This is a genomic window from Pseudarthrobacter sp. 05T312 (assembly GCF_056396685.1).
Genome location: NZ_JBFTLY010000001.1, coordinates 144,396 through 168,954, shown reverse-complemented (window position 1 = coordinate 168,954; position 24,559 = coordinate 144,396). Strand labels below are relative to the sequence as shown.

Below are 24,559 nucleotides of genomic sequence, written 5' to 3'. Positions count from 1 at the left end.
GTGCTCTGCCCCCAGCGGGCAGCCCACGCCCACCAATAGTAAGCATGATTAGTAGTTTTGCGAAGCTTTCCTCCGCCGGTGGCCGCTTTCGGTCATCGCTATACGGGGCATCCAGGGACTATCGCGCTTCGAGGAGCAAAGGCGCCGCCGCAGCAGCCATCAGTTTGTGGTCGTGCGCTGCACCCGGTATGACGGACAAGGCCCAGTTGAACTGATCCCCCTCCCGGGCTGCATTCCGGGAGGCCTGGTAGAACGCCAACCCGCGCGTCAGCCTGTTGTCGCCTTGGGCATCGGTATGCCGGTCGCGCTGAAGCATCGCATCTTTCGGGTCGACGTCGTCGGCGCCGAGGAGAATGATCAGGCGCCGGGAAAAGGCGTCTCTTAACGCCTTGGGTGCGAGCGGCGAGTTTTTCAATCCGTACGGGTACTCAACGCTTTGGTCCGGCATGGTGTACCAGCCGGCGTTTGCTGCGACTGCGACGCTGACGTGGTTCGTTGGGGTGAACTCCATGAAGCGGTGAACAAACTGGCCTCCCGCCGAATGGCCGAAGAGCGCATAGTTTTCGGTTCTGTTGTTGGTATCCCGGACCACTGCCTGGAAGAGTGACTCCACTACGTTGAAGCTCCAGGACTCGGGGGGGTTGATATTGCCGGCGACGTCGAGGATGTTGCCTTGGTTGTAGCTGGCGGCGCCCGGGTAGTCGTCTTTGGAAAATTCCAACACCAGCAGCAGCGTGTTGCTGTTCTGGATGAGGGGCAGCCAGTCCGAACGGTAGGACTCGCCGTCGCGGTGCGCCCCCGTCATGACCATCAGAATCTGAGCCGACGACGGATCGTCCGGCGCCTTGTACCAGACGCGGATGGGCTGGTCCTGCAGTGGACCTTGGCCGCTGAAGGTGAAATCCCCCGTCTCACCCGGCGATATCATCCGTGTTTGTGAACTGGTGGCAGCGGGGCTTGCCATTTCTCCTCCTCGATTGGACGGCGTCGGTCCTGCCGGGGTTCCTTCGGGGGCGGCAGTGCAGGAAACTGCGAAGGCGATCAGGCTGAGTGCGACCGCCAGCATCCTGAGAACAGGCCTTCTGCGTCTCCGGACGCGGCGGGCACTCACTCCCGCGGCTCGAAACAGCGGCACGGCATCCTGGCGGCATCGCCCTGGATCTGAAGCGCCGGATGGACCAGGGGAATGGCGCTGACCATTTGGGGTGCAGTGCAGGGCTGCGTCAGGAAGCCGGTCATGGCGTTGTCGGTGTTGAAGCACTTAACCACGAACTGGGCCGGGGCATCCTTCCTCAATTCCACGCTGAGCGATAACCCCACCCCTTGTTTACCGAAGGAAGCAAAGCGTCCCGGGGTGCCGAAAACGAAATTGCCAAGACTGTAGGCGACAGGCACCTTGTCGATGTATTCGATTTTGTCGGCAATGTGGGGACCGGTGCCGACAATCAGATCGTAGCCGGCATCCACCATAGCCTGGGCCCAGAATCGCTGTTCAGGGAGGGTTTCCGTATAGTTGTCGCCCCAGTGCACGTAGGCGATGACCCAGTCAGCGCCGGCAGCACGGGCCAGGTCGTAGCCCCTTTGAACAGTTTCCGGGCTGAAAACAACGGTTCCGGCGGTGATTTCGTCTGCCCGCGTGGCCTTCCCGAAGTTCTCCCCCAGCGCGACGACGCCGATCGTCCCCATATCCGTGTGCCAGATAAGCGGCCGTTCCGCCTCTGCCAGGGTGTGGCCGGCCCCAAAGGTGTCCATGCCCGAGTTTGCGGACAACTTGACGGTGTCCTCGAGGCCTGCGATTCCCATATCCATGGAGTGGTTGTTACCCAGACCCAGCGCATCAATGCCTGCTTTGGAAAGTGCCCAGGCCGCCATGGGGTCCGCGTGATACGAAAACTGCTTGCCGGGACTCAGGGGCTGGGTGGAGTAGGTCATTGGAGCTTCTGCATTGGCGATGACCAGGTCCCCATCGATCATCGGAAGGACCGCCGCCATCGCCGCCTCGTAGGCTGCAGCGTCTGCCAGGGGCGCCTCACCGTCGCCCAGCATGGTGTCCCCCAGGAACTGGATGGACAGCTGCTCATCCTCCAAGGCCCCGGCCGCAAGATCTATTGATTCAACGTGGGCGGCTTCCGTTGCACCGTAGTTGGCCGCCAACGCCCCGGTTCCGCCCAGCGCTACGGCCAGTGCGGCGGCGATGAGGACCCTGTCGCGCTTCTTGGGGTGCATTACGCGCCGCTTTCCTGGTTGCCGTACAGCCGGTGTTCCCCGCTCAGGTTTGACTCCAGCCACGCCCTGTCCCGGTACTCCTCACCGGACATGACCTCGGCCACCGTTCCACTTTTAAGGACAACCACCCTGTTTGCCATGGCGATTTCCCGCGAATCCTGCGTCGCAATCAGGACTGTGCCGTCATAGCGGGCCAAGATGGCGGCGAAGTCGGCCTTGGCCTTTTGGTCAAGACCGAGCGTGGGCTCATCCAGGAGCAGGATCGGTGGGTTGCCCACCAGCGCGCGGGCCAGGGCTATCCGCTGCCGCTGGCTGTAGGAGAGATTGAGGCCTCCCTCCGTGACCCACGTTTGCAACCCGTAAGGAAGATCCAGGAGCATCTCGTCCAGGCCCGTGGCAGACAGCACCCGTTCCACTTCCTCCTCCGAGGCTCTAGGGGAGGCATAAGTGATGTTGCGCCAAAGGGAGCCGCGCATCAGGGGCAGCTCGGGCCCGGCAGCCCCAATCCACCGGGAGGCCGAACGCAGGGCGGTTTTGCTGAGCATTTGCCCGTCGATGATCACGCATCCGCCGTCCGGGTCAACGGTCCGGGCCACCAGGCCCAGCAGGGTCGATTTTCCGCTGCCACCCTCCCCGGTGATGGCGACCACGTCCCCAGGGGCGACCTGGAGGTCGACCTCACTCAGCGCGCCCTGCACCGACACGGACATGAAGTTGATGGAACCCTTCCGGACTCTCAGCGGCGCATTGCCGCCGCTGTCGAGGTCACGGGTGGAGCTGCGGAGGTATTCCTTGATTTTGCTCACGGAGACCTGGGCCCGGTGCCAGTAGTCGTGGGCCAGGCCCAAGGTACGCACCGGCCCGGACAGCTGCCGGGTTACGACGACGAAACCCACCACTGTGCCGATGGTCGCTGTCCCCCGGCGGACTTCAAAAAGGCCCGCGGTGAGGACCGCGCCCAAGGCCAGCAACGCGAAGGCGGTGGAGACGCCGCGGAGGTAGCCGCGCAGCCGCGCTACCCTTACCAGTGCCCGGGTCAGCTCGTCGTTTTGATGGGAGAGCCGGCTGTATTCGCCGGCGGACCGGCCGAAGACCTGCACTACGGGCTGGGCGTTGAGTTGCTCGTCAATGTTGCTCATCACCAGCGAACGGCGCCGCCGCATGACACGCGTCGCTTGGCGCATGCGTTGGCCGGCCACGAAGGACGCGGCGGCCCCTACTGCCACCGTCACCACGATGGCCAGCGACATCCAGACGCTGAAAAAGAACAGGACAGCCAGCGCGCCCACCATGACGATCGCGGCAATGATTCCACTCAGCACGCCCCGGCTTATCCACAGCCGCGTCATTGAAAGGTCGCCGAGGAACCGCAGCAACAGACCGCCGCGGGCGCGGTGCTGAAATTGGCGGGGCGTCATGCCCTGCAAGTGGCCGTACATCGTCATCCTCAGCACACGCACAGCTTCGTAGCCCGCAGTCTCCGCAACATTGAAACCGGCTGCGCGGAGCCATCCGTGCAGCAGCGCCACGACGCCCAGGAGCCCCGCCTGGATCAGGGCCCACCTCCACTGCAGGTCCGCAGCGGCACCTACCGTGGCCGGGGCCAGCCCGTCCACTATTAGGCGCAGCAGGAGGATATAGGCGATCAGCGTGGCCACCTGTCCAAGCCCAATGGCTATGGCTTTGGCGTAGACGTTGCCTGGAATTCTGTAGAGCCTGTCTTTTCCGGGCGCTGTCTTCACCACAGGTCCGCGCTTCCTGCGGAGGTGCTGGGCCTGGGGAATCCGAAAAATCCCGGCCTTGGCCGCGGCTGGCGCTCCGGGGACGAGGTGAAGGGTCCAATGATGACTTCGTTGGCTGCGGGTACGGCCTGAATTTCAATAGCGGTTTCTGCCTTGTCCGCCTGGGCGGCCGCCAGGATGTCCTGGATCCCGAGGAGGGCTGCCGCGGTACCAGGTTCGGTGAGTTCTTCACGGGTCAACACGGGCAGCCCCGTCACCTTTGCGGCTTCCCGGATGGCCAGGGGGGAACGGGTCAGAAGTCCTGTTACCGCGAGGACTTTGTGTCCCAGTTTCTGCAGGTGGGAAACCCCGGCTACCGCGCCCATCGAATCAGGGGCGGCGAATATGACGGCGTCCACCATGTTTCGCAGGACGTTCGCCTCCAGCAGGCGGGACGTTTCGTCCTGGTAGATTCCGTCGGCGATTTCCACCAGGTTTAGGGCGGCGCCCGACGCCGTCAGGTGGTTCACCAGTTCAGCAAACTTCGTCTCCAGCACCTCCATTGGTTGGCGGTACGTTGAGGCGAGGCCAACGTCGGTGAAATCGAGCATCAGGTGGGCGCCGGCGTCGAGCATGCACCAGTAGTCGTTTCCGGAACCTGTTCCCGTAACTTTCGTGGCCCCCACAGCGACGCCCGCTTTGCTCAGCCCGTTGACAAGGCAGTGCACGGTGGTTGTCTTGCCCGAATTCATGGCTGTCCCGATCACGGCGATGGTCCGGGGACGGGGAACATGGGGTGAAACGGGCGGCAGGGCGAAATCCTGGATGTTAAGGGGGCGCCCCTTGGCGTCCCCCAAGAGCCCAAGTGGCTCGATTTCCGTTGCCCGCCGGACTGCCATACTTCTGCTCAGTACCTCCGAGGCGATCCCTCCGGATGCGACCAGCTGGGTTTCGCCGAGGGTGGCGGGGACCCGGGATTCGAACTGGTCCGTGGCGTACCGGTCACCATAGGTGACGATGATTTCGTCGTCATCGTGCAGCACGGCGCGCCGGCCGTTTGGCTGTTCGATGTGGCGGTGGTGGCCCAACTGTACGATCCGGGCCAGCACAAGATCGCCCGAACGGGGACGGACTGCGCCTGACACCAGCGATGCTATCCGCTCCGGCACCACCCGCCGGGTAGTAAAAGCGGCTTTGGCCCTCGCCACGCGAACAGGGTCCAGCGGTTTGACCCATACCCCTCGATCTGTGCTCATGCCCCGCACGCTAATGGGGAATACAAGCTGGGGACAGGGAAAGCGGTACCTGAAATTCAGGTTAGGGACTACTTGGTGTCCAGCAGCAAAACCCGCGCGGAAACGCATCTGGCGTGGTTGAATGGCGAATGTGCCCCCCGGCACAGTGACGCCCCAACCGGACACCAGGAGGACAGTATGACTGGAATCAACTCGAAGTTCGACAAGGAATACATCGACAAGGGCATCGACGAGCTCGCGAAGGCGCCGGTGGAGGCGCTGAAGGGACTGTCCGAAAGCGACGCCCAGAAGCTCAAGGAAGCCCTCAACATCAAGACGGTCAAGGATCTGGGCACCAACAAGTTCTTCATCTGGGCGCACTCGGTCGCCAAGCTCGCGGAGTAGCGCGCCACCCAGCAGTTCCCAGCAAAGCCCTTGGCCCCGGCCAGGGGCTTTCCTGTTTTTACCCCCTGCGGTTTCCTCCAGGCCGTGCAGCTGATTACCCGCCGTTGCGGACCGTTCTCTACAGTGGAAGAAGGCAACTGTGGAAGGAAGGGCGGCAACTGGCATGACTGCTCCGTTCCGCCTCCCCCGGGCCATCGCCTTCACCGCCGCCATGCTGACCCTCGCCGCAGGGGCCCACCTACTGGCCGGCGGCATACTGCCCCCGCCGGTAATCCTGGCCGGAATCGTGGCGCTGGTACTGGCCCCGGTCACCATCCTCTCGAAAACAAAGATCAATGCGCCGGCGATGACCGGACTCCTGGGCTCCAGCCAACTGGCACTCCACTGGGCCTTCGATGCACTATCGGTCCCGGCAACCTTCACCCCGGCGGACAGTGCCCACGTCCACGGTGCCCTCCCGGCCCCCTCCATGGCAGCAACCCTCGCGCCGGGCCACGCCGCCGTGCCGGCAGCATTGATGCTGGGCCTGCACGCCGTGGCCACAGTGGCCACCGCCCTCGTCCTTGCCCGGGGCGAGGCGGCAGTGTGGGCCCTGGCCGCATGGCTGCGCCCCCTGGTCCGGATCCTGGCCGCCGTCGCCATCCCGGAGTGGCCGCACATTGCCGCGCCGGCCGCCGTCGTCATTGCTTTCCGCTGGCGGAACCTGCGGCTGCCTGCGCTGCGCGGGCCACCTTCCTTCCACGTCGCCCTTTAGGCGGCAGCAGACTCTCCGCGCCGCGCCCAACCCGCCGAAACAGGCAGGGCCGCCGCGTTGTCCCTTACCCGCGCCGCCGCCCACCCGCGGCCTCTTTGGCGCACCCTTGGAAGGCTTGCCTTGAACACCTCATTCCGCCGTACCTTCAAGACTCTTGCCGCGGCCGCTGCCGCCGCAGGAATCATGGCCGCGGGCGCCACCGCCGCGTCCGCCCACGTCAGCGTGAACCCCGACGATACCGCCGCCAACGGCTACTCCCACCTGACGTTCAACGTCCCCAATGAATCCCCCACAGCGAAGACCAGCAAGCTCGAAGTCACGCTGCCAGCTGACACCCCCTTCACCTCCGTCTCCGTGAAACCCGTTGAGGGGTGGACGGCACAGGTGATTACCAGTGACCTGCCCAAGCCCGTCACGGTGTCCGGCACTACGGTAACCAAGGCGCCCACCACGGTGGTCTGGACCGCGGACGAAGCCCATCAGCTGGGCCAGAACCAGTACCAGGCCTTCTCGTTGTCCGTGGGCCGGCTTCCCGCCGAGGGCACCAAGGTCACCCTGAAGGCGGCCCAAACCTATACGGACGGCAGCATGGTGAAGTGGGACGAGGAGAGCGCTGAAGGGCAGCCGGAACCCCAGCATCCGGCGCCATCCTTCGTAACAACGGCCGACGACGCTGCTGCCGCCGGCACTGCGCCGGCGGCAGCGAACGCCGAGGCTGCGTCCGAGACGACGCAGGCTTCCAGCGACGGATTGTCAGTGTGGGGCCTGGTCCTCGGCGCTGCCGGCTTCGTGTTGGGTGCCGCGGCGCTGGGCATGGTCCTCGCCGGCCGCCGTACCCGCCCCACCGGCAAGTAGGGCGGGCCGGATCATGAAGCCAATGTCACCCCGCACCACCCTGGCCCGGAAGGTACGCCTGCTGCTGCCGCTGGCCACCGCAGCGATCCTGTTGGTCTTTTCCGCGCCCGCCCAGGCGCACGATGCCCTCGAATCCAGCAACCCGGCGAACGGTTCCACCGTCAGCGCGATGCCGGCGAAGATCGAGCTGACCTTCGACCACACCCCCATCGCCATTAACTCGATCGTTCGCGTTGAGGATGCCAGCGGTACCGACCAGGCGGATGGGCCCGTGGAAATCGTTGACAACCAGGTCAGCCAGCCGGTCAAGCCGGGGGCTCCCCAGGGGAAGTACAAGGTGGTGTGGCGGGTGGTGTCCTCGGACGGCCACCCCATCGAGGGGACCTTCACCTTCACCGCGGGGGGCCCGAATTCCGCGGCGCCGCCTACACCGGCTCCCAGTCCCACATCGGCGAACCCGGGGGTTCCTTGGCCGCTGGTTGCGGCGGGAATAGTTGGGGCCGTCCTGGTCATCGGCCTGGTGGTGGCCGGGCTCCTGATCCGGCGCCGGCTGCGGAACCCGGAAGACGAAGGCTAAGAATGGCCAGCGCCGGCACGGCAACCACCGTATATTCGGCCGTGCCGGCGGCCCCTCGGCTTTTGGCGCGTGCAGCGTTAGGGTGGGCCTTGCCCGGCCCACATCCCTACACCAGGAGTCCCCATGTCCAAGCCCACCATCGCCAACGGTGATCCCTGCTGGATCGACCTCATGACGTCAGATCCGGACAAGTCCCGCGAGTTTTATACCCGCCTGTTCGGCTGGACCTACGAGGAGGGCGACCAGGAGAAGTACGGCGGCTACATCACGGCGTTCGCCAACGGTGCGATGGTGGCCGGGATGATGAAGAACGACGCCGGCTCCGGGTACCCGGATGTCTGGACAACGTACCTGCGAGTGGAGGATATCCAGGCGACAGCCGACGCGGCCGTGGCGGCAGGCGGCCAGGTGTTGATGGGGCCCATGGAGGTGCCCGAGCAGGGCCACATGGCGATGCTCGGGGACGCAGGCGGAGCCGCAATCGGCGCCTGGCAGTTCGGCGGCCACACCGGGTTCCAGGCCAAGGGCGAACCCGGCACCCCCTACTGGCATGAACTCCACGCCCGGGACTACGCGGCGTCGGTGAAGTTCTACCAGGACGTCTTCGGCTGGGACACGGACGTCATGAGCGACACCGAGGACTTCCGCTACACCACGCTGGGATCCGGGCGGGACTCACGGGCGGGCATCATGGACGCCTCCCATTTCCTGCCTGAAGGTGTGCCGGCCAACTGGCAGAACTACTTCACCGTTGAGAACACCGACGCCGGGGTGGAGATCGCCACGTCCCTGGGCGGCCAGGTGGTCCATCCCGCCGAGGACACCCCGTTTGGGCGAATCGCCACCCTCACGGACCCCACCGGCGCGCTGTTCCGGATCGCCCAAAGATAGGGCCGGTCCCCCGCGCCCGGCGATGAGCGCCGGAGCCGGGGGTGACGGCGCATAGAATCGGGTAAAACCGCAGGCCAACAGGGGGTCAAGCTTTGCCCGAGCAACAGTCCGCACCGAAGGACACCAAGCGCCGTGACGTAGTACTTGGGCGCCTAAAGGACTGGGGTTTGCCCCTGGGGGTTGCCGTGGCGGCCATCGCGCTGGGCGCCGCCAGCATCACGGGCGGCCTGGCGGACCGGGACCGCAAGAACCAGGAAGCGGCGGCCAGCCAAAGTGCCGCGGCCATCCCCACCTGTGAGGTGACGGACCGGAACAGCCTGGTCCCGCCGTCGGGCGCGTTGTTGGGCGTGAACCTGAACCTGGACGCCAAACTACTGGCCCAGTACGCGGCCGACCTGGGCCACAAGCCCGCCGTCAGCGTCTCGTTCGCCGACTTCCCCTACACAGAGCAGGAACGGACCCACCTGCAGCAGGCGGCCGCCCAGATCCGGGCGGACGGTCACATAATGCTCCTGACCCTCGAACCCAAACAGGGCCTGGCCGCCGTCACCCGCGACGTCATCAGCGACTTGGTGAAGGATCTGGGGTCGATCAACGGCCAGGGCGTCCCGGTGATCGTCCGCCTCGCCCATGAGATGAACGGGTCCTGGTATCCCTGGTCCCAGCAACCGCTGGAATACAAGGCCATGTTCACGCAGGTGGCCGACGCCGTCCACCACGATGCCCCGGGCTCGGCCATGATGTGGGCGCCCAATTACGCGGGCGGCTATCCGTTCGCGGGCGGCCAGTTCGAGGCGAAGGCAGGCACCGCGGATTTCGCGGCCCTGGACACCGACCACGACGGCGCCATCACCATGGCGGACGATCCTTACGCCCCATATTACCCGGGTGACCAGGCGGTGGACTGGGTGGGCATGTCGCTCTACCACTGGGGCGCGAAGTACCCGTGGGGCGAGAACGAGATCCCGGAGGCCAACAAGTTCGCCGACCAGCTCACCGGCAACTACGTGGGGGCAAACGGCGATGACACCCTCCTGCCCGACTTCTACAGCGTGTACGGCAAAGACCACAACAAACCCGTGGCCATCCCGGAAACCGCCGCCCTCTACAACCCTACGGCCGGCGGCGCCGCGGAAATCGACATCAAGCGCACCTGGTGGGAGCAGGTGTTCAGCGCCCAGGCCCACGCCCAGTTCCCCAACCTGAAGATGATCAACTGGTTCGAATGGGACAAGAACGAGGTGGAGGTCAACGGCAGGATCGACTGGACTACCACCAACAGCCCCGCCATCCGCGGCGCCTTCACCGCCGCACTGCCGGACTGGCTGCACTACGGGACTGGGACCACCTGCCGACGCGCTGGTTAGGTAAGGTTTGTCCATGATCCAGGCTGCGGCCGTGTCCGCACTGACGTCCTACCACTGGCTGGGAATCCCCATTGCCGCCGCCGGCGCCGTCCTGCTCGCCCTGGGAACGCTCTTCCAGCACCGGGCCGTGGAAGACCAGCCGGCTGCATCCGGGCGCGCGGCGGGCAGCATGGGCGGAGGGCGGCTCCAGGCCCTGGTCCGCAAACCGGCGTGGCTGGCCGGAACGGCGATGCTCGGGGCTGCGATCCTGCTCCAGCTCACCAGCCTCCGGTTCTCACCCCTGATCGTGGTGCAGCCCATCGGCGCGGTGGCCCTGGTGGTCACCACCCTCGCCACCGCGCGGATGACCCGGAGGTCCCCCGGGCGGCGGGCCCTCACCGCCGTCGCCCTCTGCGTCGGTGGGGTGGGCGTGTTCGTGGCCGTGGCGGCGTTCTCCGCGGAGGACGTGGAAATCAGTGACCGGCACCTGGTGACCATCCTGATAGTCCTCACCGTGGTCCTGGCCTGCGTCGCCGTGGCCTATGCATTGTGGCGTCACCGCTCCGGCGCCGTGGTGTTCACCGCCGGCGCCGGGATCCTTTTCGGGTTCGTCGCCGCCCTGGCCAAGACCGTCATTGCACGGCTGTTCCAGGGCGACTTCGAGTGGCTGTCCCTGACCTGTTTAGCGGGGCTGGTTATCGCGGCCCTGGCCGGCAGCTTCCTGGTCCAGAACGCCCACACCCGGGGCACGCCCGAACTCGTGGTGGCCGGCCTCACCGTGATCGATCCGCTCGTGGCCGTGGCCATCGGCGTCACCATCCTGGGCGAGGCTGCCTCCGCCCCGCCGCTGGCGATCGTCCTGTTCCTCCTGTCAGGAGCCACCGCCGTGGCAGGGGTCATCCTGCTGGCCACGGTCAAGGAACGGGCCGAACCACGGGTCAAGCGGTAGCACCACCCGTCTGGCAGCCGGCGTGAGGGGTTTATTCGTGCTCGCGGATGTATTCCTCAGGGCTGACGTCCTCCGGCTCAATCCCGCCGGCGTGCTCGGATTCGAAAATACTGAACGCCAGGCCCAGGCGGTGCCGCAGCTCCAGGGAGGCGTGCTGCCGGAAGTCGGTCAGGCCTTCCCGTTCCTCTTCGGCCATGTGGTCGCCGTTGGCTTCGTTGGCCTTCGCCACCGCGTCCCACCAGTCGGCTGTCCCCGTCTGGTGCCGGTCCACGTCACTGATGGCGTCCCGGATTTCGCTGTGGTCGTGGATGGCGTCGGTGGTCTCGTCAACGGCGGAGTCCTTGCCGCCTGCCCCCTTCCCCAGTTCCAGCAGCTCCGGGTAGAAGAGTTCCTCCTCTGCCTTGGCGTGGACTTCAAGCAGGATCCGCATGCGTTTCCATACTGCGTCCAGGCTGGATGTTTCGCTGGCATGCATTTCATCGAGCAGGGCGAACAGGCGCCGCTGCTCGTGGTGGTCGTTCAAAATCACTTCAACGATGTCCATGGTGGTCCTCTCGGCGGGGTAGCTACGCCCTAATCCTTACCCTCACCAGCCCGTCTTCCACCAGCGCACCCTGCAGGGACAGGATTCCCAGCGGATTCCCAGCAAATAACCACCGGTTGGGGCAGGCCGGTGGGTACGGCTTCAGTGAAGCCGTGACAACAATCCAAGAGGAGGCAAAAGACATGGAAGCGCTGCCCCTGGTGGTCCTGCTCCTGATTTTCGCCGGTGCGGCGGCGGTGATCTGGGTGGCCGGCATCCAGCTGTCCAAGCAGACGGACGTCCTGGATGACCGGCTGCACCTGGGCTCGGCGCTGGGCGGGCTGATCCTGCTGGCCATTGCCACCAACCTGCCGGAGATCGCCATCACGGTCAGCGCGGCCGCCTCCAACAACATCGGGGTGGCCGTGGGCAACATCCTGGGCGGCATCGCCATCCAAACCGTGGTGCTGGTGATCCTGGACGTGTTCGGAACCAGGGGGACTGATCCGCTCAGCTACAAGGCGGCGTCCCTGACCCTGGTCATCGAAGCCGTCACGGTCATTGCCGTCCTGGGCGTGGTGATCGCCGGCAGCCAAATGCCCGGATCACTCGTGGCCCTGCACCTGACCCCCGCCGCGGTGCTGATCGCCGTGATCTGGATCCTCGGATTGATCCTGGTCCAGCGCTCCCAAAAGGGGCTCCCCTGGCACCAGCAGGGCGAGGCCCCCGGCGGCCAGGACCGGCCCAAGGGACACTCCAAGAAGAAGTCCACCGACAAGAACCGGCACATCAGCACGGGCAAGTCTGCCCTGATCTTCACCGTGGCGGCCCTGGCAACCCTGGGCGCCGGCGTCGTCCTGGAGCGCAGCGGCGACGCGATCGCCGGGCACATCGGCCTCTCCGGGGTCCTCTTCGGCGCCACCTTCCTGGCCCTGGCCACGTCCCTGCCGGAAATCTCCACCGGCCTGGCCTCGGTGAAGCAGGGCGACTACAAGCTCGCTTTCAGTGACATCTTCGGCGGCAACGCGTTCCTCCCGGTCCTGTTCCTGGTGGCCGTCCTCATCACCGGCAAACCGGTGCTGCCGCAGGCCCAGGCCACCGACATCTACCTCACCGCCCTGGCCATCCTGCTGACCCTGACCTACCTGCTGGGCCTGCTCTTCCGCCCGAAGAAAAAACACCTGGGCATGGGGACGGACTCACTGGTGGTCCTGGTCCTGTACCTGGTGGGCGTGGCCGGCCTGTTCGCCGTCGCCACCATGTCCTGACCGCCGGAATTGGCGTCGAGGCCAAGGCTGCGCAACACCGGCCGGGACCGGTCCAGAGGGGTTGCCGTTACGAACAGATGGTAGGTGCGGCCGGGTCAGGCCAGTACAGGAATGTTCGGAAGGTGCAGCCATGAGTCCACACAGCAGTCCGCGATCGCACAACAGCGGACGGATGCGGGTTACGGCCCTGACAACGTTCCTGGCCCTGGCCTTGTCCGGCTGCGCCGCGGCAGGCGCCGAAAAGCCGCCGTCCGAAAGACCTTCAGCGGGTCCGTCCGCTTCGCCGGAGGCAACCGCCAGTGCCGCGGCTGACGGCCCCTCACCGGCCGCAACCATGGTCTGCGGCGACGAGACCAGGACGAACATCGTCAAGGCCCTGTCCCTTCCCTCCGAGCCTCCCACCACGGACTCCTGGGCGGACAAGCTCTACACCTGCACCTACACTCTCCCCTCCGGGCACCTGATGCTCTCGGTAAAGGAAACATCCGATCCGGAAACTGCCCGTAAATTTTTTGACGGGCTGCAGCAACAGGCTCCCGGGGCTGCGCCTATCGAGGGGCTGGCGAACCTGGGGTTTCCGGCGTTCCAAACGCCTACCTCCGCGGTTTTTTCAAAAGACAACTTCGTCCTGACGGTGGACGCGGCAGCCCTTCCCTCCACACTGGGCCCCCATGCCGTTTCCCGGGACGCCTTCGCGTACCAGGTGGCCACCGCCGTGCTGGCCTGCTGGTCCGAATAGCCGGGGAGGGGCAGAAAAGCACCCGCGCTCCCCATCCGTGACGTGGAGCACAGCGAACCAGCATTGTCACAGTCATGGGCGGCCCATCAGGGGAGCGTCCATTTCCAATGGAGGAAATGTCATGAAGAAATCCGCTTTCCTGGTAGCCCCGGTTCTTGCCCTGGGCGCCTTCGCACTCTCCACCAGCCCGGCCCTTGCCGCCGACAACGCCACCATGTACCAGGCGAACCTCGCCGCGATCAATGGCAGCAACGCCTCCGGAACCGTCATGGTCACCGTCAACGGCGACCAGGCAACCGTCACGGAGAAGGTCTCCGGACTCGCCGCCATGTTCAACGGAAACCCGTACCCGCATGTGCAGCACATCCACATCGGCGCGAAGGGCATGTGCCCTGACATGTCTGCCGATACCAACAAAGACGGCGTCATCAGCACCACCGAAGGTGCCCCGGCCTACGGCGGCATCGGCGCGACGCTGTCCACCAGCGGGGACACCAGCCCCGCGGCCGGAACGGACCTGAAGGTCGCGGGCATGGGTGCCTCCTATACCTACAACCGGACCTTCACCCTGGATGCAAAGACTGCTGATTCGCTCAAGGCCGGAACCGCCGTCGTTGTGGTCCATGGCCTGGATCCGGCCACCCTGCCCGAGGCAGCGCAGAAAGCTCCCAGCGACCTGGTGCCTTCGCTGCCCCTGGCCGCCACCTCACCGGCCTTGTGCGGCTCCCTGAAGGCCATGCCGGCCGGAGCCCCCGGCACCGGCATCACCACCCCGGCCCCGGCCGGACCTGACCTTGGCCTGATCGCTGCCGGCGGCGGCCTGGTCCTCGCAGCCGGCGGCGCGTACGCACTCCGCCGCAAGATGGCTGCGTAGGCCCGGCAGAACAGCAGGAACAAGCAGGGACCTGATGGAACCCCAGAACAGCAGCCGCCGCGGACGCGTCATCGCGTCCGCGGCGGCCGCGCTGCTCCTGGCCGGCGGCATCACCACCATCGGCCTTGGACTCCACGCCGAACCCCCAGGCACGGGGGAACCAGCAGCAGTGTCCAGCCCACCGGCCGCGGCGCCGTCCGCTGACGACGGCGGATCGGGGCCGGCGTCCCCAACAGGGCCGCCGCCCGCTCCACCGGTCCAGCCCGTCCCGCCGGCCGACGCCAAACCGGCCACTCCGGATGCCCCGCTGCCCGCCTCCGTCCCGGTGCGGGTCGAGGTGCCTTCCATCGGGGTGGACGCAGCTGTGGCTCCGGTGGGAAAGCAAGCGAACGGGGAGGTCCAGACGCCGTCGGGAGAACCGGGCTCGCCTGCTGGCTGGTACCAGGATTTGCCCACCCCGGGCCAGACGGGCTCGGCGGTGATCCTGGGCCACGTCAACAGCACCACCAGCGATGTTGGACTGTTCTACCGCCTCCACGAGCTCACCGCGGGCCAGACCATCACGGTGACCCGTGCGGACCACACCGCCGCGGTCTTCACCGTGGACAAGGTGGATGTGTACCACAAATCAACGTTCCCCACCGTGAAGGTCTACCAGAACGCCGACCGGCCCGAGATCCGCCTGATCACGTGCGGCGGCTACGATCCGGCCACGAGGGAGTACCTCGACAACACCGTCGTTTACGCGCACCTGGTCTCCAGCCACCCCGCGTGATCCGCAGCGGCTGCCCCGCCCGGGCAGACAGCGGCCACTAATCCCCGAGAGGGAACACCATGAAATCGACATTAACCAAGCGCATGGCCCTCGCCCTGATCGGCGCCGCAACCATCTTCGGAGCCAGCGCGTGTGGAACCAGCGGAGGAGGCTCCTCCACGGCACCGGAAGCGCCGACGTCCACGCAGGCATCCATGGAGGGCATGGGAGGTTCGCCCATGGCATCCCCAAGCGGCACCACCATGGCAGGGCATCAGTCGTCCGGAACGACCTCAAGCCTGACGATCCACATCAAGTCCTTTGCCTATACCGGGCCGGACAACGTCCCCGCCGGCGCGAGTGTGACCGTCATGAACATGGACAACGAGGCCCACACCGTGACCGCCGACGACGGCTCCTTCGATGCCGTGGTCAAGCCCGGGACCAGCACCACCTTCACCGCCCCCGCGAAGGCCGGAAGCTACCCCTACCACTGCACCTACCACTCCGGCATGCAGGGAACCCTGACGGTCAAGTAAGGGGGTCAGCCCACGGGCATCCGGGTCTGCGCGCGCCGGATCCGGTACTCACGCCAGGTGATCCACACGATGAAGATGTCGAACGCGGTGAGCAGCACCATGCCCCAGGTGAACTCCACCGAGATCCGGTACCCCTGGTACACGATGAACACCAGCAGGAACGCAATCATCCAGGGGTAGGCCCACAGCTTCTCCCTCAGGACAGCCCACACCAGGACAATCTTCACCACGCCGTGCAGGAGGAGATAGACGGCGCCAAACAACGACGCCGGCCCCGAAAGGTTGGCGGTCAGGTGCACCAGGGCGGTGGCCACGAAGTCCCGCGGGTCCTGGGCGAGTTCGTGCTGGGTGAGGAACCGGACCAGGTCATTGATCTGCGCGGGCGTGACCAGCAGGAGGAGTACCCCGCCGATCAGTTCCAGGACCCCGTCCAGGCCCTTGAGGATGAGGGAGACGCGGAAGGTCCTGTCCAGCAAGGCCGTTCCCTGGCGCGTGTTTTCCATTGGGTGTTCCCTTCCCACAACCGTGCAGTACATCCCGCGGACAACGCAGGGCACCCGCCAAGCACACCACGCACAGGGCAGCCACGGCATTCAGCTTTTCTCCAGCATCCCCTCTTACAGTGATTCCGTGCCGGTCCACGCCGTTGAGCGGGGACGCACGCGCAAATTCGGAAGGACACACCGTGGTGAACCCATCAATCCCGTCAATGAAAACCCGCATCGGCGTCGGAGCCGCAGCGCTCCTGGCCGCCGGCGCCATGGCCGTTGCCGGCGTGGGCGCGGCGTCCGCCTCCCCCAGTCCAACAGCTACCGCCTCGGCCGCGGCCACCGGCCAGGCCAAGACGGCGAAGTTCGCCGGCGGCCTGCAGGCGTTCCTTGGCATCAACGCGGACAGCCCCCAGGCCGTTGGGGACCGTGCCGCGAAGGCAGCCGAAGCCCTGGTCAACCACCCGCAACTGTTCGCCAAGCTGCCCGCCGCCCTCCAGGCCGACGTCACCACGCTCAAGGACGCCCCGGCAGCGGACCGGGTGAAGGACGCGTACAAGATCAAGACCACGGCCCTCTCCGGCGGCTACGGACCCGAAGTCCAGAAGCGTGCCGAAGCGCTGGAGAAGACCGTGACCGGCATCGCCGGCCTGCGCCAGGAGCTGCGCACCGCGTTCAGCTCGGGCAACCCCGGCGCCGGGCTCCAGAAGGTGGCCGACCAGCTCATTGCGCACCCGAAGCTGTTCGCCAAGCTCCCCGCGAACCTCCAGGCGGACCTGACCACGCTCAAGAACGCCGCCCCCGCGGACCTGGATGCCCAGGCGAACAAGATCAAAGACACCGCGCTCAACGGCGGCTACGGCGCCAAGGTGCAGAAGATGGCCGAGGCACTCCAGAAGAAGGCGGCAACGCCCAGCACGTAACGCCTCCAGCCAGCCGCCGGGAGGCGTGCGACGGCGACGCGGACGGTTCCAGGTCCGGCGGGCGTGGGCAGTGGGCCGAGTTTGTTGTGGCACCGCCGCTGGGCAGGGATATGAGCGCATGATGTTCCCATGAGAAGGATCATCTGGTGCCTGGCGGCGGTCCTCATCACCACGCTCGCTTTTGGCAGCGTGTACGTCGCGCTCCAGCAGATCGGCCGGCACTCGGTGGACACGGCACCGGCCGCGGCCGCCGCGGCCCGGCTTCAACAACCGGGGCCTGACACAACAGCAGGGCCGTGGCTTGAACTGGCACCTGACAGCGGCGTGTTCCTCATCGTTTACGGGGACACCAATAGTCCGCTCTCCACCACCGTGACGCTGCATGGGGCCATGCCCGTGGTCCCGGCTGGGGTGCTGGAAACGGCACGGACCGTGGGCACCGACACGGTGACGTGGCAGCCGGAGCCTGGTTTGCGGATGGCGATCGTGGCAAAGCAGGCGGCGGGGAGGGTCGTCGTGGCCGGCCAGTCGTTGGCACCCTTCGAGGCAAGTGACCGCAGGACCCTGCTGTTCCTTGCAGCGGGGTGGCTGGGCAGCATGCTGGTCCTGGCAGCGGCGTTTGGTGCGGCAGCACTGGCGGGACGCAAGCCCCGTAAAAAACCGGTGCAGTAGGGGCTGCATAGCCGCCTCCGGGCGCCGGTTCACGACATTTCGGCCGGGCCGTTTCCAGGCAAGTCATCCGGCCGGCAGCAGGACCCGCATCGTTGAGAATGGCAGCAGCTTTTGGAGCAAGCGGTCAGGACGTTTGCGACGCCGCCGCGGACGGATCGAGGTCGGCGAGCGTGAGCGGGTGGGCAGGTTGGTCCGGGAACGGGACGGTGCAGGTCACCGCCAAGTCCGGGCCAACGTGCACCAGCTCCCCCGGAGCCAGCGGACGCCAGCCGGGATTGTGGTCCATGGGTTCGGTGGCAAAGAGGACGGACCGGGCCCCGGAGAGTTCGGTGCTTCGCGAGTGGATCCGGTGGCTCCGCGCATCCAGCGGGGCCGCCGGGGCCGGCTCCGCTGACGGGTCGCGTTCCAGGATGAACAGCGGGTGGGTCGCCGGGTAGCGGAGCGCCCAGAGATCGGTGGCCGTGGTGACAATCAGGTTCAGGGCCAGGACGGGAAGTTCGACGGCGATCCAGCCCACCGCGCGCACGATACCTTCCGCCACGTCCCCACCGGCCCGGCGGCTCTCTGCGGTGATCAGGGCGAAGAGCCTTTCGCTGTCGGTCTGGCCCTGAACCAGCCCCGCCACCCCCAGTTCGGCGAGCCGCGCGTCCAGCCGGTCCAGCCCGTGGAAGGCGCCGTTGTGCGCGAACAGCCGCCCGTCCTGTTCGAACGGGTGCGTGTTCGCCAGGGTGTGCGCGCCGATGCTGGCGTACCGGACGTGGGCCAGGAAGGTGGTGCTGACCAGCTGCCGGGCCTCCCGGGCGAAGGCGTGGTCCTCCCACGCGGCGAGCGGCCGTTTGCTGACCCGCGCGCCGCCGTCGGCCTCAAACGTGCCGATCCCCGCGCCGTCGGGCTCTTTCCTGCTTTGCCGGGACAGGCTGTCCGGGGCGTCCAGCAGCCAGAAGGTGGCGCGGACGGGCCGGGACCCTGCGTGCAGCCCGAACAACCGGCACATGGCCGCTCCTCACTAACTAGTGGTGGAATGCTTCCTTCTGCTGCTGCGTGGGCATGGGACCGGTGAGGGCATCCAGGTAGTCCACTTCCTTCTGGAGGTCGGCCAGGAAGCTGGCGGCAAGGTCCCGGGTGAAGCCGTTACGCACCACGATCCGCTGCACCGTGATGCCATCCAGCCCGTCCGGCAGCGGGTAGGCCGGGACCAGCCAGCCGTTCATGCGCAGGCGTTCGGAGAGGTGGTGCAGGTTCCAGTTCTTGGTATGGCCGTCCGTGAGCTGCCAGGCGAAGACGGGGATGTCAGACCCGTCGCTCCAGAGGGTGAAGGCGTCCATTGCGCCGATCTCGTGGGAGAGGTAGAGGGCCACGTCGCGGCAGCTGGCCTGCACGGACCGGTAGCCGGCAAAGCCCAGCCGAAGGAAGAGGTAGTACTGCAGCAGCACCTGGGCGCCGGGCCGGGAGAAGTTCAAGGCGAAGGTGGGCATGTCCCCGCCCAGGTAGCTGACGTGGAACACCAGGTCCGCGGGGAGTGCCTGTTCGTCCCGCCACACGATCCAGCCCAGGCCCGGGTACACCAGCCCGTATTTGTGGCCGGAGGTGTTGATGGAGGCCACCCTGGGGAGCCGGAAGTCCCACACCAGTTCAGGCTGCAGGAACGGCGCCACCATGGCTCCGGACGCGCCGTCCACATGGATGGGGATGTCCAGGCCGGTGCTGGCCTGGATGGCGTCGAGCGCGGCGGAGATCCGTTCCACGGGTTCGTAGGCGCCGGTGTACGTGACGCCCATGATCGCCACCACGCCGATGGTGTTCTCATCCACGTACCGTTCCAGGTCATGGCCGTCCAGCGCGGGGTGCTCTTCCGAGACGGGCACGTAGCGCGCTTCCACCTCGAAGTAGTTGCAGAACTTCTCCCAGCACACCTGCACGGCGGAGCTGAGCACGATGTTAGGTGCGTCTGTGGACTGTTTGGCGGCACGGCGGCGGTGTTGCCACCGGCGTTTGAGGGCCAGGCCACCGAGCATGCACGCCTCGGAAGAGCCCACCGTGGAGGTGCCGACGGCGGCCGCCGGGTCAGGGGCGTTCCACAGGTCCGCGAGCATCCGCCAGCAGCGGGTTTCGATGAGCGCGGTCTGCGGGTATTCGTCCTTGTCGATCATGTTTTTATCGAACGTTTCGGCGTAGAGCTGGGACGCTTCCCGCTCCATCCAGGTCCCCACGAACGTGGCCAGGTTCAGGCGGGAGTTGCCGTCCAGCATCACCTCGTCGTGGACCACCTGGTAGGCGGTGCCGGGCAGGGATTCGCCGTCCGGGATGGTGAAGCGGGGGAAGATGGTGGACTCCCCCGGCCGGCTGAACAGGGGGTTCAGCTCCACGCTCGATTCGGGTTCGTGCCGTTCGCTCCGGTGTGACCTGGTCATGTCCGCTTCCTTAGCCCTCGCCGTCGCAGGCGCGCGCCTGCCATTGCACTTCCGCTGTTCCCAGCACTCCGTATTATTCATGCGCCGCCTGTGAAGGGCGTCCAGGGACGCCGCCGTCGGCGCGTCAGGGCGTACGACGGCGGCGCGTCACGTTCCAGCGGGAACTCAGGTTTCTGCCGGGTCCGTCAGGGACAATCACGGCATGACAGAACCCCCGCAGCAGATCCTTCCGCCCCACGGCACCGCATCAGCGCTCCGCAACCCTGGCAGCACCCCATCCCCGACGGGCACACACCCCGGGGCCCCGGTGCGGACGGCGCTTGCCAAGGTACCGGAAATCACCGCCTGGTTCTGGGTGGCGAAAGTGTTCACCACGGGGATGGGCGAGACTGCCTCGGACTTCCTGGTCCACACTTTGGATCCGGCGGTTGCACTGGCCCTCGGCGGCGTGGGGCTGGCCGGGTCGCTGGTCCTGCAGTTCGCCGTGCGTCGCTATGTTGCATGGGCCTACTGGCTGGCGGTGGTGATGGTCAGTGTTTTCGGCACCATGGCGGCGGACGCCGTGCATGTGGTGCTCGGCGTGCCGTACGTGGCGTCTGCGGTGTTCTTCCTGGCCGTGCTGTTGGCCGTCTTCGGCGTCTGGTTCCGGACCGAGAGGACGCTGTCCATTCACAGCGTGGACAACCGGCGCCGCGAGTTGTTTTATTGGGCGGCCGTGCTGACCACCTTCGCCCTGGGAACCGCTGCCGGGGACCTGGCCGCCTACAGCCTTGATCGCGGCTACTTCGCGTCCGGTCTGACTTTCGCGGCGGTGATCGCTGGTGCCGCGCTGGCCTGGTGGCGCCGCTGGATCGCTGCCATCCCCGCGTTCTGGTTCGTGTACATCCTCACCCGGCCGCTGGGAGCGTCCTTCGCCGACTGGACCGCCGTGGGCGCGGACCGCGGCGGGCTGGGGTGGGGAACGGGGGTGGTCACCCTGGGGCTTGCGGTGTGCACCGCGGCCGTGGTGGCCCGGAGTTCCGCTCCGGGCCGGAAGGCCTGACCGCTCGGGGGAAAAGGCAGGTGCCGCCGCCTCAAATTTGGGGGATGATGAGGCGGCGGCACTGCATCCAAGGTACCCCCGGGACAGGCCAGACCGGCCGGGATCCGGGCCTCAGGCCGGAAACCTTGACGGTTTTTTTACGCCGACTTTCACTCCCGCCACTCCGCACCTTTCACACCCCAAGGGGCCAGCTGCCAGCATGCACAGCGGCTGCACAGCCCCGCCCTACACCGGTGACAGGCGGGACCCGGAAGCTTGGTGTAATCCCTCCACCGGGAGGGCCAACACCAAAGGAGTTCCCATGAAAAACACCATGAAGTCCACGCTGGCTGGCCTGGCCCTCGCAGCAGCGATCGGCGGCGGCGCCCTGGCAACCACGGCATTGCCGGCCAACGCCGCCACCACCGACTCCAGCCAGTCGAGCACCAGCCAGTCCACCACGCAGGCCCAGCCCCGGGACGAGTCGAAGGGCGGGCACCAGGCCAACGGGATCACCGAAACCCTGCTGACCGGTGATACGGCAACGAAGGTCACCGACGCCGCGCTGGCCGCGAACCCGGGGGCCACCATCCAGCGGGTGGAGAACGACGCCGAAGGTGCTGTCTACGAAGCCCACATCATCAAGGCGGACGGCACGCGCGCCACCGTCTACCTGGATGCGTCCTTCACCGTGACCTCCACCGACGCCGGCGGTCCGGGCGGCGGCATGAAAGGCTGATGCCCGCTAAGCACAGTTCCAGCCATGGCGCGTCCGGTAATCACCGGGCGCGCTGCTGCATTTCCCGGAGGCTCACTCAACCCGCGCGGAACGCCGGATGATGATGATCCGGACGGCGACTCCGGCGATCACCATAAGGACGCCCAACGCCATCAGGCTCCAGACGGGGACAGAATCGGCGTCGATGTTTTTGTAGCACACGGCCGCCGCCCCGATTCCGGCCTTCTGCAGGCCGATCAGTTCAGCGGCATGGCTTTCCCGCAGCAGCGGGCTGCCGCAGAGGGGACCCGAGGGCTGGAGTCCGATGACGAAGCCCAGGATGTACACGTCCAGTCCCGCGGCAACAATCCACATCCACATGCGCCGCCGCCACAGCCCTCGGTTCCCGGCGGCGGTGGGCTCCGCCGGTGAATCATGCATCGCCATGGTTCGAGCATAATCGCAGCAGGCGCCGGGCTGGTTTCCGGCAGCCATGAGGAAACCAGGCGGCCATCAGGATAACGCGGCTATTGCCCGTGGGCGGGATCGCGGTTTATGAACTGGTAACTGTCGTAGCAGTCACGGGAGCAAAATTCCGCAGAGGGAGTTTGCGGGAGGGGTCCGCCGCAAAACCTGCATTTTGGAGCGGATCGAAAGATCCTAAATACGGTCGTCAGCATGGATGAAGGCTAGGCGCCCGCATGGGCAAATTTGACCAGTAACTGATACCTGATTCTTGAGACCCGGATACTTGCCGGCGAGCTTCCTCACGGACGGTGTTTGCGCAGGTCAGCAGGACCTAACGGCATCCGGCGTCGGTCCGGCCGGTCAGCCCTGCTGCCCGAACTTCTTGAGGCTCAGCGAGCGGGACCTGATCCCCTCGATGTGGGTGTTCATCGCGGCCGTCGCCGCGGCGCAGTCCCCCGCTTTGAAGGCGTCGATGATTGCCTGGTGCTCCTGCACGGTGTGGTCGCCGCTCATGTCGTTGTGCACCATCAGCCGGAACCGCTGGATGTGCCCCTCGATGGAGCCGTAGGCCCTGAGCAGGAACTCGTTGTCCGTGGCCTCAACGATGCGCCGGTGGAAGTTCTCGTCCGCCTGCCAGTAGGCCCGGTATCCGGCAAAGGTGTCCCCGCCGTGGCGTGACGCCTCCAGGTCGCGGTGGAACCCTTCCAGGTCCGCCACCAGCTCCTCGGTCGAATTCGTGCAGGCAATGCTGGTGCAGGCCGGTTCGAGGATCTGCCGCGAGGTCAGCAGCGCCGCGATGTCGCTGGCGGTCGGCTCCGGCGCCACCTTGTAGCCCCGCAGCGCTTCCCGCCGCACCATGCCCGTCGTCTCCAGGCGCGCCAGGGCTTCCCGAACAGGCGTGGAGGAAACCTTGAACCGTTTGGCCAGCCCGTCGATGCTCAGCGGCGATCCGGTGGAGATTTTGTCATCCAGCAGCAGGGACAGGATGGCCTCGAACACCTGGTCCACCAGCATCGGCCGGCCGGGGATGAGTACTTCTTCTTCAGGCGAAGCGGCGTTCATTTCGGAATCCTATGTGAAGTATTGGTCGATCGGATGCAGCGTCAGCGCGCTCCCGTCACAAAACCATGACCGCGAAAAAGGTGTTGGCGGAAAATCGTGCATGATGTACGGTACATGATACCGGACAGCAAAGTGATCTAAAACACACAACAGCTGTTGCCCTTCCAAGGTTGGAGGCCAGCCGCCGACAACCCCTCTCCCCCAAATCCGAAGGCGTGTAGATGATTCAGTTCCGATCGATGATGGTGACCGTCGCCGCAGTATCCATGGCGAGCGTGCTTCTCTCCGGGTGCTCCAATCCCGACATGACCTCTTCTGCCCAGTCCGATGCCCCCAAACCTTCCAGCTCCGCGGAGGCCGTCAAGGTCGACGAAGCCGCCGCGGCAGCGCTGCCCAAGGACGCAAAGGACAAGGGAACCCTGACCGTCACCATGAGCCAGAGCTCCCCTCCCCTGCACTTCATGGCCGCGGACGGGACAACCGTTCAAGGTATTGATCCCGAGATTGCCATGGCCCTGGGCCAGACCCTGGGCCTGAAGACGGAGGTCAAGAGCGGCCCCTTCGACGGCATCATCCCCGGGATCGCCGCCGGCAAGTTTGATATGGCCATCTCCCAGATGTCCCCCTCCACCGAACGCATGAAGGTGCTTGATTTCGTTGACTACTACCAGTCAGGCAGCGGCATCGGCGTGGCTCCGGGCAACCCGCAGCACCTTACGCTGGACACCCTCTGCGGCAAGCGCGTGGGCGTGCTGAAGGGCTCCTTCCAGGACCTCAAGCGCCTGCCCGCCCTGTCCAAGGCGTGCACGGACGCCGGCAACCCGGCCATCGAAGCCATGACCTACCCGGACATGCAGGCCCCCAACCTCGCGCTGACCGCCGGGCGCATCGATGCCGTCTACATCGACGGACCCACCCTTGGCTATGCCATCAAGCAGGGCGGCCAGATCGAACTGCTCGGCGAGAAGGACGTCTCCCCCGTCAGCATCGGCTTCAAGAAGGGCGCGGGCCTGGAAAAGGCCATCCAGCTGGGCATGGAGTCGCTGGCCAAGAGCGGCAAGTACAAGGAGATCCTCGACAAGTGGGGTGTAGGCAGCGGTGCAATCTCTGACTTCGCCTTCAACAAAGCGCAGTAGCCAC

General features: G+C 66.1%; 27 protein-coding genes. 17 read left to right on the top strand and 10 right to left on the bottom strand.

Going from position 1 to position 24,559, the window contains the following annotated elements:
* Nucleotides 1-118: 118 nt before the first annotated feature.
* The 4 genes from AC1DIP_RS00875 to AC1DIP_RS00860 all read right to left on the bottom strand — a co-directional run bounded on the left by AC1DIP_RS00875 (nt 119) and on the right by AC1DIP_RS00860 (nt 5,203).
* Nucleotides 119-964 carry a hypothetical protein gene (locus AC1DIP_RS00875; protein ID WP_476206749.1) on the bottom strand — a complete coding sequence of 282 codons (846 nt, stop codon included), beginning with the start codon at nt 962-964 and terminating at the stop codon, nt 119-121.
* Nucleotides 965-1,107: 143 nt separating this feature from the next.
* On the bottom strand, nt 1,108-2,226 hold the full coding sequence (locus AC1DIP_RS00870; RefSeq protein ID WP_476206751.1) for a CapA family protein: 1,119 nt from the start codon (nt 2,224-2,226) through the stop codon (nt 1,108-1,110).
* On the bottom strand, nt 2,226-3,971 hold the full coding sequence (locus AC1DIP_RS00865) for an ABC transporter ATP-binding protein (protein ID WP_477732512.1): 1,746 nt from the start codon (nt 3,969-3,971) through the stop codon (nt 2,226-2,228). The genes AC1DIP_RS00870 and AC1DIP_RS00865 overlap by 1 nt, the downstream gene beginning before the upstream one ends.
* Nucleotides 3,965-5,203: a DUF1611 domain-containing protein gene (locus AC1DIP_RS00860; protein WP_477732511.1), complete on the bottom strand. Its 1,239-nt coding sequence runs from the start codon at nt 5,201-5,203 to the stop codon at nt 3,965-3,967. Before AC1DIP_RS00860 ends, AC1DIP_RS00865 begins: the two co-directional genes overlap by 7 nt.
* Nucleotides 5,204-5,380: 177 nt before the next feature.
* On the opposite strand from AC1DIP_RS00860, the gene AC1DIP_RS00855 reads away from it, so the two are divergent.
* From AC1DIP_RS00855 to AC1DIP_RS00825, 7 genes are all read left to right on the top strand, one after another.
* Entirely contained in the window at nt 5,381-5,587 is a 207-nt protein-coding gene (locus tag AC1DIP_RS00855) for a hypothetical protein (protein ID WP_477732510.1), read from the top strand.
* A gap of 163 nt (nt 5,588-5,750) precedes the next feature.
* Nucleotides 5,751-6,341 (top strand): hypothetical protein, encoded by a 591-nt coding sequence (locus AC1DIP_RS00850; RefSeq protein ID WP_477732509.1) that lies wholly within the window; start codon nt 5,751-5,753, stop codon nt 6,339-6,341.
* 120 nt (nt 6,342-6,461) lie between these two features.
* Entirely contained in the window at nt 6,462-7,196 is a 735-nt protein-coding gene (locus AC1DIP_RS00845) for a YcnI family copper-binding membrane protein (protein WP_477732508.1), read from the top strand.
* A 22-nt stretch (nt 7,197-7,218) separates the two neighbouring features.
* Nucleotides 7,219-7,773, top strand: a complete 555-nt coding sequence (locus tag AC1DIP_RS00840; protein ID WP_307359218.1) for a copper resistance CopC family protein — start codon at nt 7,219-7,221, stop codon at nt 7,771-7,773.
* A 123-nt stretch (nt 7,774-7,896) separates the two neighbouring features.
* Nucleotides 7,897-8,664, top strand: coding sequence for a VOC family protein (locus AC1DIP_RS00835; RefSeq protein WP_477732507.1), 768 nt, complete (start codon nt 7,897-7,899; stop codon nt 8,662-8,664).
* A 167-nt stretch (nt 8,665-8,831) separates the two neighbouring features.
* On the top strand, nt 8,832-10,031 hold the full coding sequence (locus tag AC1DIP_RS00830) for a glycoside hydrolase family 26 protein (RefSeq protein WP_477732506.1): 1,200 nt from the start codon (nt 8,832-8,834) through the stop codon (nt 10,029-10,031).
* Between the two features lie 13 nt (nt 10,032-10,044).
* The gene (locus AC1DIP_RS00825; protein WP_477732505.1) at nt 10,045-10,959 is read left to right on the top strand and encodes a DMT family transporter; all 915 of its coding nucleotides are present in this window, start codon (nt 10,045-10,047) and stop codon (nt 10,957-10,959) included.
* A gap of 31 nt (nt 10,960-10,990) precedes the next feature.
* On the opposite strand, the gene AC1DIP_RS00820 is transcribed toward AC1DIP_RS00825, so the two are convergent.
* Complete coding sequence (locus AC1DIP_RS00820) at nt 10,991-11,503, bottom strand: hemerythrin domain-containing protein (protein ID WP_477732504.1); 513 nt, start codon at nt 11,501-11,503, stop codon at nt 10,991-10,993.
* 152 nt (nt 11,504-11,655) lie between these two features.
* Here AC1DIP_RS00820 and AC1DIP_RS00815 point away from each other — a divergent pair, with 152 nt between their 5' ends.
* The 5 genes from AC1DIP_RS00815 (at nt 11,656) to AC1DIP_RS00795 (ending at nt 15,656) form a co-directional block, all read left to right on the top strand.
* Nucleotides 11,656-12,750 (top strand): sodium:calcium antiporter, encoded by a 1,095-nt coding sequence (locus AC1DIP_RS00815; protein ID WP_477732503.1) that lies wholly within the window; start codon nt 11,656-11,658, stop codon nt 12,748-12,750.
* A 130-nt stretch (nt 12,751-12,880) separates the two neighbouring features.
* A complete protein-coding gene (locus AC1DIP_RS00810) occupies nt 12,881-13,489 on the top strand; it encodes a hypothetical protein (RefSeq protein ID WP_477732502.1) in 609 nt (202 codons plus the stop codon).
* Nucleotides 13,490-13,610: 121 nt separating this feature from the next.
* Entirely contained in the window at nt 13,611-14,363 is a 753-nt protein-coding gene (locus AC1DIP_RS00805) for a hypothetical protein (RefSeq protein ID WP_477732501.1), read from the top strand.
* Between the two features lie 34 nt (nt 14,364-14,397).
* The gene (locus tag AC1DIP_RS00800) at nt 14,398-15,138 is read left to right on the top strand and encodes a class F sortase (RefSeq protein ID WP_477732500.1); all 741 of its coding nucleotides are present in this window, start codon (nt 14,398-14,400) and stop codon (nt 15,136-15,138) included.
* Nucleotides 15,139-15,197: 59 nt separating this feature from the next.
* The gene (locus AC1DIP_RS00795) at nt 15,198-15,656 is read left to right on the top strand and encodes a cupredoxin domain-containing protein (RefSeq protein WP_476206777.1); all 459 of its coding nucleotides are present in this window, start codon (nt 15,198-15,200) and stop codon (nt 15,654-15,656) included.
* A 5-nt stretch (nt 15,657-15,661) separates the two neighbouring features.
* Here the strand turns inward: AC1DIP_RS00795 and AC1DIP_RS00790 are convergent, their stop codons facing one another.
* The gene (locus AC1DIP_RS00790; protein ID WP_477732499.1) at nt 15,662-16,159 is read right to left on the bottom strand and encodes a DUF2127 domain-containing protein; all 498 of its coding nucleotides are present in this window, start codon (nt 16,157-16,159) and stop codon (nt 15,662-15,664) included.
* A 206-nt stretch (nt 16,160-16,365) separates the two neighbouring features.
* On the opposite strand from AC1DIP_RS00790, the gene AC1DIP_RS00785 reads away from it, so the two are divergent.
* Together AC1DIP_RS00785 and AC1DIP_RS00780 are read left to right on the top strand one after the other, a co-directional pair.
* A complete protein-coding gene (locus AC1DIP_RS00785; protein ID WP_477732498.1) occupies nt 16,366-17,067 on the top strand; it encodes a hypothetical protein in 702 nt (233 codons plus the stop codon).
* 129 nt (nt 17,068-17,196) lie between these two features.
* Complete coding sequence (locus AC1DIP_RS00780; RefSeq protein ID WP_477732497.1) at nt 17,197-17,739, top strand: hypothetical protein; 543 nt, start codon at nt 17,197-17,199, stop codon at nt 17,737-17,739.
* Between the two features lie 124 nt (nt 17,740-17,863).
* On the opposite strand, the gene AC1DIP_RS00775 is transcribed toward AC1DIP_RS00780, so the two are convergent.
* Together AC1DIP_RS00775 and gad are read right to left on the bottom strand one after the other, a co-directional pair.
* Entirely contained in the window at nt 17,864-18,733 is an 870-nt protein-coding gene (locus AC1DIP_RS00775; protein ID WP_477732496.1) for a class II glutamine amidotransferase, read from the bottom strand.
* 16 nt (nt 18,734-18,749) lie between these two features.
* Nucleotides 18,750-20,150, bottom strand: coding sequence for a glutamate decarboxylase (gene gad / locus AC1DIP_RS00770; protein WP_477732495.1), 1,401 nt, complete (start codon nt 20,148-20,150; stop codon nt 18,750-18,752).
* Nucleotides 20,151-20,352: 202 nt separating this feature from the next.
* Here gad and AC1DIP_RS00765 point away from each other — a divergent pair, with 202 nt between their 5' ends.
* Nucleotides 20,353-21,192 (top strand): COG4705 family protein, encoded by an 840-nt coding sequence (locus AC1DIP_RS00765; protein ID WP_477732494.1) that lies wholly within the window; start codon nt 20,353-20,355, stop codon nt 21,190-21,192.
* 301 nt (nt 21,193-21,493) lie between these two features.
* Nucleotides 21,494-21,910 (top strand): PepSY domain-containing protein, encoded by a 417-nt coding sequence (locus AC1DIP_RS00760; RefSeq protein ID WP_477732493.1) that lies wholly within the window; start codon nt 21,494-21,496, stop codon nt 21,908-21,910.
* 72 nt (nt 21,911-21,982) lie between these two features.
* On the opposite strand, the gene AC1DIP_RS00755 is transcribed toward AC1DIP_RS00760, so the two are convergent.
* The gene (locus AC1DIP_RS00755) at nt 21,983-22,336 is read right to left on the bottom strand and encodes a hypothetical protein (RefSeq protein ID WP_477732492.1); all 354 of its coding nucleotides are present in this window, start codon (nt 22,334-22,336) and stop codon (nt 21,983-21,985) included.
* 381 nt (nt 22,337-22,717) lie between these two features.
* On the bottom strand, nt 22,718-23,419 hold the full coding sequence (locus AC1DIP_RS00750) for a GntR family transcriptional regulator (protein ID WP_307359272.1): 702 nt from the start codon (nt 23,417-23,419) through the stop codon (nt 22,718-22,720).
* A 221-nt stretch (nt 23,420-23,640) separates the two neighbouring features.
* On the opposite strand from AC1DIP_RS00750, the gene AC1DIP_RS00745 reads away from it, so the two are divergent.
* Nucleotides 23,641-24,555 (top strand): ABC transporter substrate-binding protein, encoded by a 915-nt coding sequence (locus tag AC1DIP_RS00745; RefSeq protein ID WP_477732491.1) that lies wholly within the window; start codon nt 23,641-23,643, stop codon nt 24,553-24,555.
* Nucleotides 24,556-24,559 lie beyond the last annotated feature (4 nt).

Coding starts and splice junctions, on each gene's coding strand:
- AC1DIP_RS00755 (WP_477732492.1), bottom strand. CDS start 22,336: ATGGCGATGCATGATTCACCGGCGGAGCCCACCGCCGCCGGGAACCGA.
- AC1DIP_RS00835 (WP_477732507.1), top strand. CDS start 7,897: ATGTCCAAGCCCACCATCGCCAACGGTGATCCCTGCTGGATCGACCTC.
- AC1DIP_RS00860 (WP_477732511.1), bottom strand. CDS start 5,203: ATGAGCACAGATCGAGGGGTATGGGTCAAACCGCTGGACCCTGTTCGC.
- AC1DIP_RS00855 (WP_477732510.1), top strand. CDS start 5,381: ATGACTGGAATCAACTCGAAGTTCGACAAGGAATACATCGACAAGGGC.
- AC1DIP_RS00870 (WP_476206751.1), bottom strand. CDS start 2,226: ATGCACCCCAAGAAGCGCGACAGGGTCCTCATCGCCGCCGCACTGGCC.
- AC1DIP_RS00825 (WP_477732505.1), top strand. CDS start 10,045: ATGATCCAGGCTGCGGCCGTGTCCGCACTGACGTCCTACCACTGGCTG.
- AC1DIP_RS00780 (WP_477732497.1), top strand. CDS start 17,197: ATGAGAAGGATCATCTGGTGCCTGGCGGCGGTCCTCATCACCACGCTC.
- AC1DIP_RS00875 (WP_476206749.1), bottom strand. CDS start 964: ATGGCAAGCCCCGCTGCCACCAGTTCACAAACACGGATGATATCGCCG.
- AC1DIP_RS00750 (WP_307359272.1), bottom strand. CDS start 23,419: ATGAACGCCGCTTCGCCTGAAGAAGAAGTACTCATCCCCGGCCGGCCG.
- AC1DIP_RS00745 (WP_477732491.1), top strand. CDS start 23,641: ATGATTCAGTTCCGATCGATGATGGTGACCGTCGCCGCAGTATCCATG.
- AC1DIP_RS00850 (WP_477732509.1), top strand. CDS start 5,751: ATGACTGCTCCGTTCCGCCTCCCCCGGGCCATCGCCTTCACCGCCGCC.
- AC1DIP_RS00775 (WP_477732496.1), bottom strand. CDS start 18,733: ATGTGCCGGTTGTTCGGGCTGCACGCAGGGTCCCGGCCCGTCCGCGCC.
- AC1DIP_RS00790 (WP_477732499.1), bottom strand. CDS start 16,159: ATGGAAAACACGCGCCAGGGAACGGCCTTGCTGGACAGGACCTTCCGC.
- AC1DIP_RS00785 (WP_477732498.1), top strand. CDS start 16,366: ATGAAAACCCGCATCGGCGTCGGAGCCGCAGCGCTCCTGGCCGCCGGC.
- AC1DIP_RS00805 (WP_477732501.1), top strand. CDS start 13,611: ATGAAGAAATCCGCTTTCCTGGTAGCCCCGGTTCTTGCCCTGGGCGCC.
- AC1DIP_RS00765 (WP_477732494.1), top strand. CDS start 20,353: ATGACAGAACCCCCGCAGCAGATCCTTCCGCCCCACGGCACCGCATCA.
- AC1DIP_RS00820 (WP_477732504.1), bottom strand. CDS start 11,503: ATGGACATCGTTGAAGTGATTTTGAACGACCACCACGAGCAGCGGCGC.
- AC1DIP_RS00800 (WP_477732500.1), top strand. CDS start 14,398: ATGGAACCCCAGAACAGCAGCCGCCGCGGACGCGTCATCGCGTCCGCG.
- gad (WP_477732495.1), bottom strand. CDS start 20,150: ATGACCAGGTCACACCGGAGCGAACGGCACGAACCCGAATCGAGCGTG.
- AC1DIP_RS00840 (WP_307359218.1), top strand. CDS start 7,219: ATGTCACCCCGCACCACCCTGGCCCGGAAGGTACGCCTGCTGCTGCCG.
- AC1DIP_RS00810 (WP_477732502.1), top strand. CDS start 12,881: ATGAGTCCACACAGCAGTCCGCGATCGCACAACAGCGGACGGATGCGG.
- AC1DIP_RS00760 (WP_477732493.1), top strand. CDS start 21,494: ATGAAAAACACCATGAAGTCCACGCTGGCTGGCCTGGCCCTCGCAGCA.
- AC1DIP_RS00795 (WP_476206777.1), top strand. CDS start 15,198: ATGAAATCGACATTAACCAAGCGCATGGCCCTCGCCCTGATCGGCGCC.